This window comes from Streptomyces sp. DH12 (assembly GCF_020873895.1).
Taxonomy (GTDB): Bacteria; Actinomycetota; Actinomycetes; order Streptomycetales; family Streptomycetaceae; genus Streptomyces.
Genome location: NZ_JAHWGT010000025.1, coordinates 87,554 through 95,585, shown reverse-complemented (window position 1 = coordinate 95,585; position 8,032 = coordinate 87,554). Strand labels below are relative to the sequence as shown.

General features: G+C 72.4%; 5 protein-coding genes, 1 tRNA gene and 1 pseudogene. 1 reads left to right on the top strand and 6 read right to left on the bottom strand.

Going from position 1 to position 8,032, the window contains the following annotated elements:
- Positions 1 to 353: 353 nt before the first annotated feature.
- The 5 genes from thrC to LPA54_RS22685 form a co-directional block, all read right to left on the bottom strand.
- The gene (gene thrC / locus LPA54_RS22705) at positions 354 to 1,424 is read right to left on the bottom strand and encodes a threonine synthase (RefSeq protein ID WP_228980674.1); all 1,071 of its coding nucleotides are present in this window, start codon (positions 1,422 to 1,424) and stop codon (positions 354 to 356) included.
- A 5-nt stretch (positions 1,425 to 1,429) separates the two neighbouring features.
- Positions 1,430 to 2,731, bottom strand: coding sequence for a homoserine dehydrogenase (locus LPA54_RS22700; RefSeq protein ID WP_228980673.1), 1,302 nt, complete (start codon positions 2,729 to 2,731; stop codon positions 1,430 to 1,432).
- Between the two features lie 104 nt (positions 2,732 to 2,835).
- Positions 2,836 to 4,227, bottom strand: a complete 1,392-nt coding sequence (gene lysA / locus LPA54_RS22695) for a diaminopimelate decarboxylase (protein WP_228980670.1) — start codon at positions 4,225 to 4,227, stop codon at positions 2,836 to 2,838.
- 16 nt (positions 4,228 to 4,243) lie between these two features.
- A complete protein-coding gene (nrtL, locus tag LPA54_RS22690; RefSeq protein ID WP_228980666.1) occupies positions 4,244 to 5,326 on the bottom strand; it encodes an ArgS-related anticodon-binding protein NrtL in 1,083 nt (360 codons plus the stop codon).
- Positions 5,327 to 5,593: 267 nt separating this feature from the next.
- On the bottom strand, positions 5,594 to 6,064 hold the full coding sequence (locus tag LPA54_RS22685; protein WP_308112888.1) for a response regulator: 471 nt from the start codon (positions 6,062 to 6,064) through the stop codon (positions 5,594 to 5,596).
- Between the two features lie 110 nt (positions 6,065 to 6,174).
- Here LPA54_RS22685 and LPA54_RS22680 point away from each other — a divergent pair.
- A tRNA-Arg gene (locus tag LPA54_RS22680) sits at positions 6,175 to 6,246 on the top strand.
- Positions 6,247 to 7,208: 962 nt separating this feature from the next.
- Here the strand turns inward: LPA54_RS22680 and LPA54_RS22675 are convergent.
- Positions 7,209 to 7,427 (bottom strand): annotated as a pseudogene (locus LPA54_RS22675) (recombinase family protein); the annotation flags it as partial.
- Positions 7,428 to 8,032 lie beyond the last annotated feature (605 nt).

Below are 8,032 nucleotides of genomic sequence, written 5' to 3'. Positions count from 1 at the left end.
TTGAGCTGCGTGGACTGTCGAATGACGTTCGATGGACATTCGATGACGTACGAGAACCCTGGAACCGCCGCCGACCGGGCTGGCCGGCCGCTTCCGGGCCGTCCCGGGTCACTGGCGGGACCCTGGGGACGACGCACTGCCGCGGCATATGCGGCGGGCGGGTTCGGTACAGCCTATCGAAGGAAGGTTCTGCCGCGACATAGGGCGCACGGGAGGCGCACGGTGCGTGTCGCGCCGCCGGTGTGCTCCGCCGGACCGGGACCGGACCGGGTGCCGGTGCGGCCGGGCCGCCCCGCCCCGCCGGGGGCGGTGCGGCCCGCGGGCCCCGGGTCGCCGGGGCCCGCGGGGCGGGGTCAGGCGAGGCCGAGGCGCTCCGCCGCCGCCGCGGCGTCGACCGGGACGGTGACGGGCTGCGGCGCGCCGGCGACCGCCCAGTCCGGGTCCTTGAGGCCGTTGCCGGTGACGGTGCAGACGATGGTCTGGCCCGGGTCGACCTTGCCCTGCTCGGCGGCCTTCAGCAGGCCGGCCACGGAGGCGGCGGACGCCGGCTCGACGAACACGCCCTCCTGCGCCGCCAACAGCCGGTAGGCGCGCAGGATCTCACGGTCCGTCACCTCGTCGATGAAGCCGCCCGACTCGTCGCGCGCGGCGAGCGCGAAGTCCCAGGAGGCCGGGTTGCCGATGCGGATCGCGGTGGCGATGGTCGACGGGTCCTTGACGACCTCGCCGCGCACCAGCGGGGCGGAACCGGACGCCTGGAAGCCCCACATGCGCGGGGTGCGGCCGGCGACGCCGTCCTTGGCGTACTCGCCGTACCCCTTCCAGTACGCGGTGATGTTGCCGGCGTTGCCGACGGGCAGGACGTGGATGTCGGGGGCGTCGCCGAGCATGTCCACGATCTCGAACGCGGCGGTCTTCTGCCCCTCGATCCGCACGGGGTTGACCGAGTTGACGAGCGCGACGGGGTAGTTGTCGGAGAGGCCCCGGGCGAGCGTCAGGCAGTCGTCGAAGTTGCCGTCGACCTGGAGGATCCGCGCCCCGTGGACGAGCGCCTGGCCCATCTTGCCGAGGGCGATCTTGCCCTGCGGGACGAGCACCGCGCACACCATGCCGGCGCGCACCGCGTAGGCGGCGGCGGAGGCGGAGGTGTTGCCGGTGGAGGCGCAGATGACCGCCTTGGCGCCCTCCTCCTTGGCACGGGTGATGGCCATCGTCATGCCGCGGTCCTTGAAGGAGCCGGTCGGGTTGGCCCCCTCGACCTTCAGGTGCACCTCGCAGCCCGTGCGCTCGGAGAGGACCTGAGCCGGGACGAGCGGCGTACCACCCTCACGGAGCGAGACGACGGGCGTCGCGTCCGTGACCGGGAGGCGGTCCCGGTACTCCTCGATGATGCCGCGCCACTGGTGGGTGCCCTTGGTGGTCATGGGTCCTACTCCCCTTCAACCCGCATGATGCTGGCGACACCGCGCACGGTGTCGAGCTTGCGCAGCGCCTCGACGGTCCCGTTGAGGGCGGCGTCCGGCGCGCGGTGGGTGACGACGACGAGGGACGCCTCGCCGTCCGTGTCTGGTCGACCTTGCTGGCGCACCGTGTCGATGGATACGCCGTGCTCGGCGAAGACCGTCGCGACCTGGGCGAGGACACCCGGCTTGTCGGCCACGTCGAGGCTGATGTGGTACCGCGTCACGACCTCGCCCATGGAGCCCACGGGCAGCTGCGTGTACGCGGAGTCGCCGGGGCCCGTCGCGTCGTTGAGGCGGTTGCGGCAGACGGCGACGAGGTCGCCGAGCACGGCGGACGCGGTCGGCGAACCGCCGGCGCCCGGACCGTAGAACATGAGCTGCCCGGCCGCCTCGGACTCGACGAACACGGCGTTGTACGCGCCGCGGACGGAGGCGAGCGGGTGGCTGAGCGGGATCATCGCCGGGTGGACGCGCGCGGTGACGGACCCGCCGTCGGCGGCGCGCTCGCAGATGGCGAGGAGTTTGATGGTGCACCCCATGCGCTTCGCGGACGCGAAGTCGGCGGCGGTGACCTCGGTCATCCCCTCGCGGTACACGTCGTCGAGGCGCACCCGGGTGTGGAAGGCGATGCCGGCGAGGATCGCGGCCTTGGCGGCGGCGTCGAAGCCCTCGACGTCGGCGGTCGGGTCGGCCTCGGCGTACCCGAGGGCGGTGGCCTCGTCGAGCGCCTCGGAGTACCCGGCCCCGGAGGTGTCCATCTTGTCGAGGATGAAGTTGGTGGTGCCGTTGACGATGCCGAGGACGCGGTTGACCTTGTCGCCGGCGAGGGACTCGCGCAGCGGCCGGATCAGCGGGATGGCGCCGGCGACGGCGGCCTCGTAGTAGAGGTCGCGGCCGTGCTCCTCGGCGGTGGCGTGCAGCGCGGCGCCGTCCTGGGCGAGGAGCGCCTTGTTCGCCGAGACGACGGAGGCGCCGTGCTCGAAGGCGGTGGTGATGAGCGTGCGGGCCGGCTCGACCCCGCCGATGACCTCGACGACGACGTCGATGTCGCCCCGTTTCACCAGGGCCGTCGCGTCGGTGGTGATCAGTTCGGGGTCGATGCCCTCGCGGACCTTGGACGGCCGGCGGACGGCCACGCCGGCGAGCTCGACCGGCGCGCCGATGCGCGCGGCGAGGTCGTCGGCGTGCGTCGTCATGATGCGCGCCACCTCTGAGCCGACCACTCCACAGCCCAGCAGCGCCACCTTCAGCGGACGCGTACGCATCATCCGACCTCGTTTCCTGTCCTTCTACGTATTTCTACGGTGTTCCAGTCTCACTCACCGGACGGGAGTTTCTCCCCACCCGTCCGGATCCTGAGACATCTATTTCATCAACCGACATCGAGACGCAGGAGATCTTCCTCCGTCTCGCGCCGGACGACCACCCGCGCGGCACCGTCGGAGACGGCGACGACGGGCGGGCGCAGTGCGTGGTTGTAGTTGCTGGCCATGGAGCGGCAGTACGCGCCGGTGGCCGGGACGGCGATCAGGTCGCCGGGCGCGAGGTCGGCGGGGAGGAACGCGTCCTTGACGACGATGTCGCCACTCTCACAGTGCTTGCCGACGACCCGGCAGAGCACCGGCTCGGCGTCGGAGGCGCGGGAGACGAGCGAGACGCTGTACTCGGCGTCGTACAGGGCGGTCCTGATGTTGTCGGACATGCCGCCGTCGACGGAGACGTACGTGCGCAGCCCCTCCAGCACCTTGACCGTGCCGACCTCGTACAGGGTGAACGCGGTCGGGCCGACGATCGCGCGCCCCGGCTCGACGGAGATGCGGGGCGTGGCCAGCCCGGCGGCCTCGCACTCGCGGGTGACGATCTCACCGAGCGCCTTGGCGATCTCGTGCGGCTCGCGCGGGTCGTCGTCGGGGGTGTACGCGATGCCGAGCCCACCGCCGAGGTCGATCTCCGGCAGCTCGACGCCGTGCTCGTCGCGGACCGCGGCGAGCAGCGACACGACGCGCCGCGCGGCGACCTCGAACCCGGCCATGTCGAAGATCTGCGACCCGATGTGCGAGTGGATGCCGACCAGTTCGAGCGAGTCGAGGCCGAGGACGCGGCGCACGGCCTCCGCTGCCTGACCGCCGGCGAGGGCGATGCCGAACTTCTGGTCCTCGTGGGCGGTGGCGATGAACTCGTGCGTGTGGGCCTCGACTCCGACGGTCACCCGGATCTGCACGCGCTGGCGCCGGTCGAGGGAGCGGGCGACGTGCGCGACGCGGGCGATCTCCTGGAAGGAGTCGAGGACGATCCGCCCGACGCCCGCCTCGACGGCCCGCCGGATCTCGTCGGGGGTCTTGTTGTTGCCGTGGAAGGCGATCCGGTCGGCGGGCATGCCGGCGGAGAGCGCGGTGGCCAGTTCGCCGCCGGAGCAGACGTCGAGGTTGAGCCCCTCCTCGGTCAGCCAGCGCACGACGGCCCGGGAGAGGAACGCCTTGCCCGCGTAGAACACGTCGGCGTCCGCGCCGAAGGCGTCGGACCAGGCGCGGCAGCGCGCCCGGAAGTCGGCTTCGTCGAGGACGTAGGCGGGGGTGCCGTACTCCTCGGCGAGGTCGGTGACCCGCAGGCCGCCGACGGTCACGACGCCGTCGTCGCCGCGCCGCACGGTACGCGACCACACCTTGGCGTCGAGGTGGTTCAGGTCCGCGGGGGGCGCGGTGTAGTGCCCTTCGGGGAGGACGTCCGCGTGGCGGGGCCCGGCGGGGTGTGCGGAACGGCTCATGTCACTCTCACAGCTCTCACAGGTGTTCGGGGGCGCTGATGCCGAGCAGGGACAGGCCGCCGGCGAGCACCGCTCCGGCGGCCTCGGCGAGGGCGAGCCGGCAGCGGTGGGCGGCCGAGGGTTTCTCGTCCCCGCGGGGCAGCACGGTGTGCTGGAACCCCAGGAGCGCGTCGGCTACGGCCTCCAGCTGCCGGGCGAACCGGTCCGGCGCGTGCTGCCGGGCGGCGGCGAGGAGCACGGCGGGGTGGTCGGCGAGCGCGGTGAGCAGGGCGGCGGCGTGGGGGTCCTCGGCGCGGAGGTCACGGCCGGCTGCCCACTCCGCCCCCCTCCCCCCGTCGAACCCCAGGTCGGCGGCGTTGCGCACGAGCGCGCGGGCGCGGGCGTGCGCGTACTGGACGGTGAACAGCGCGCCGGGCGCCTCGACCTGGCGCAGCAGCGGCCCCGGGTCGAGCACCCGGTCGTGGGGCGCGGGCCGCAGCAGGGCCCAGCGGCGGGCGTCGGGACCGAGGACGGCGTCGACGTCGTAGTGCGCGGGCACGGCGGCCGGCCGCCGGCCGCCGGGGGCGATGCGCGCGGGGGCACCCTGCGAGCGGAGCAGGGCGACGACGGCCTCGGCCAGCACGGCGACACGGGAGGTACGGAAGGGGGCCTCCGGGGCGCCGGGAGCGGCACCCCGGTGTCCGGTACGGCCGGCGTCGTTCCGGAAGACGACCTCGTCGGCGGGGAGCCCGGCGAGGGCGTCCCCGTACCCGTACCGCCGACCCTCGTCGAGGACGCGGCGCAGGAGCAGCCGGTCGGCGTCGGCGCGGGCGCCGGCCCGCAGGGTGAGGTTGAGGAACCCGGGGCCCGTGATGTCGACGGCCGCGATGCCGGGCGCGTCGAGGAGCCGCTCCCGCAGCACCTCGGCGACCTGCCGGGGCGGCAGCGCCGCGGGCCCGGCGAGCTGGAGGGCGGCGTTCGTCGCCCAGTCGCCGCGCCCCCCGGGCCGGGGCCGCTCGACGACGACCCGCGCGGGGACGTCGGCCACGCGCAGCGCACCGTCACCCACCGCACGACGCACGGCGCGCAGCACGGTGAGGGAGAGGTCCGCGGGGGTCACGGGACAAGCGTAGGCGAGGAGGGGGGTGGGTACGCGAACCGGTTTCGCGATCTGGTCACCGAGCCCCGATCAATCCCGGCCACACCGATCCCCCAACCCTCCCCCACACCCGGCTGACCAGCGAAAACACCCCACCCGCCACCCGCACCGCAGCGCGATCAGGCCAGGTGACGCGAGGGCGAACCCCTGACGAACAGAGTCCCCACCCCGACGGGCGCCGCCCCGCCTGACCTCTGCTCCCCTTGCTCCTCCTGCTCCCCCGGGAACTCAACCGCAGGAGCTGCCCGCGTGGCCGGCGCCGTGGTGCCCGTCCATCGGCGGCGGCATCAACCGCCGCACGAGCCGTACGAGATCGGCGGGCTCGAAGGGCTTGGCGAGGAAGGCGTCGACGCCCGCGTCGAGACCGCTCTCGACCTCGGCCTGGTCGCACGCGCTGATGATCGCGACCGGCACGTGCCGCGTCCGCGGGTCACCGCGCAGCAGGGCGGCCGTCCGCAGCCCGTCCAGCCGGGGCATGACCACGTCGAGCGTCACCACGTCGGGCCGGAAGCGATGGACGACTTCCAGACACTCGGCACCGTCGGCCGCGGTCACCACCTCGAAGCCCTCCAGCTCGAGGTTGACCCTGATCAGCTGCCGGATGACCCGGTTGTCGTCCACAACCAGCACCCGACCGGAGACGCCTGACACAACTCGAGCGTAGGTGCCGCCCGCCCCCCGCGTCCGGCTTTTCGCCACTTCCGCCCCCAGCGGGCGACCACACGCCACGCGGCCCCCCGAAATACCTGTTCACAGCCACCCGTCGGGAGCTGGTAGGGTTCTACCCGTCGCCGAGAAACACGGCGCACGCCCCCGTAGCTCAGGGGATAGAGCAACGGCCTCCGGAGCCGTGTGCGCAGGTTCGAATCCTGCCGGGGGCACTCGAAAGATGAGAACGGACGCGTCGGCTTTGCCGCGATTGTCCACTCCGAGTGCCATGATCGGGTTCCAGCACTTCGGTGCGGGAACCCGATTTTTTGTTCCACGGCTCCAGCTCGCGGGTGACGGACACCAGTCCGTCCACCATGTGCCCCGGGATGGTCACCCGGAGGGTGAGCTCTTCGCGGGGGCGGCTGTAGCGGACTGCCAGGCTGAAGGCGCTGTAGAGGCGGCGTTGGACCTTCTCCGGGACGAGGGAGAGATCGACGTCGAGGTGCGGTAGGGCGTCCAACAGGGCTGAGGGGTCGACAGCGTTGCCCGTCGTTGGCTGGGCGTTGAGGCAGGCCAACTGCTCGGCGAGGGCTTTGCGTTGGGCACCCAGCGTCGCGTGTTCCTGACGGATGGCGTCGCGGAACTCCTGCTCCTGCGCCGGGTCGAAGACGGCGTCCTGGTCGTCGTGTCCGGTGCCGTCGGCGAGCGCGCGGATGAGGCGGGCTTGGCGCTGGCTGATGGCGCTGATGGCCTGCTCCAGGGCGGCGCGCTCCTTGGCGACGCGGGCACCGGCGTCGTGCCCGGGCTGGGCGGCTTCGAGTGCGGCGCTGAGGTAGCTGTGTCGGCCGGGGCCGAAGATCCGTGTCGCGAAGAAGCGGGAGATAGCATTGACCAAGGTCTCTTCGCGGATCCACAGACTCTTGGGATGGTCGGGGAACCAGGGCCGATCGCGGTGTTCGTTCGGATCGAGCTGGCAGGCGTAGTACGAGATCTGGTGGCGGGCCTTGCCGAACATGCGGCGGTCGCAGATGTCGCAGGTGACGTACGACCGGAGTACGTAGGAGCGCTTGGTGGCCGGATGGGTGTTGGGCGCGTCGGTGCTCCGCGAGCCCTGGCACCTCTTGCCCATGACCGACACGGCGTCGAACAGCTCCCTGGTCACGAGCGGCTCGTGGGTGGGCTGCGGGGACGACACCCAGTCCTTCGGATCGTTGTTCCGGCCGCCCTTCTTCGTCGCGCGGCGGTTCCAGACCTGGTAGCCGGTGTACTTCGGATTACGCAGGATCTCCCGTACGGCGGACCCGCTCCAGCGGCCCAGCGCCATCTCGGCGCGGGTCGGTTCCGGCGGTGGGTATGCGACGAGATCCAGATTGAGGCGATCGGCGATCGCGTCGTACCCGAGCTTGTCCAGCCCACGGAGCTGGAAGATCCGGGTGACCGCCGGCGCCCGAGGCGGATCGGGGACAAGGCGGTGCTTCGGTACGCCCCTCGGCTCGTCGCGCCGGGACCGGGTGCGGCACCTTCTCCGCGAGGTAGCCGTACGGGGGCTTGCCGACGTTCCAGCCCTGGGAGACGTGCTCGACGAAGCCGTCCCAGGACAGCTCCAGCATCTGGAGCACGTACCACTCGGAGACGGCCTGCTTGACGCGGCGCGTGAGTGTCGGCGTGGCCCGCTTGGCCCGCGGACCGGTGACGATCGGCTCGTCGGCGGCGCACAGGGTGACCCCGGCCTGCTCCAGCTCGTACTCGATCTTCGTACCGAAGTAGGTGCGGCGGGCGACGCGCTCGATGGACTCGCAGATGACGGCCGCGAAGCGACGGTCCGGACGCTGGGCCTCGGTCAGGAGATCGGCAACGCTCCCGTCGCGCGGGATCGGGATGTTGAACTGCTGGTGCGCCTGAGACGTGCCGCGCTCGCGCAGCTCCTTGCGCCCGGACTCGACGTCGTAGAAGTGCGCCACGATCACCCAGCCCGGGGGCAGTGCAGCGCGGGCGTTGCGGAGCTGCCGGGGCAGG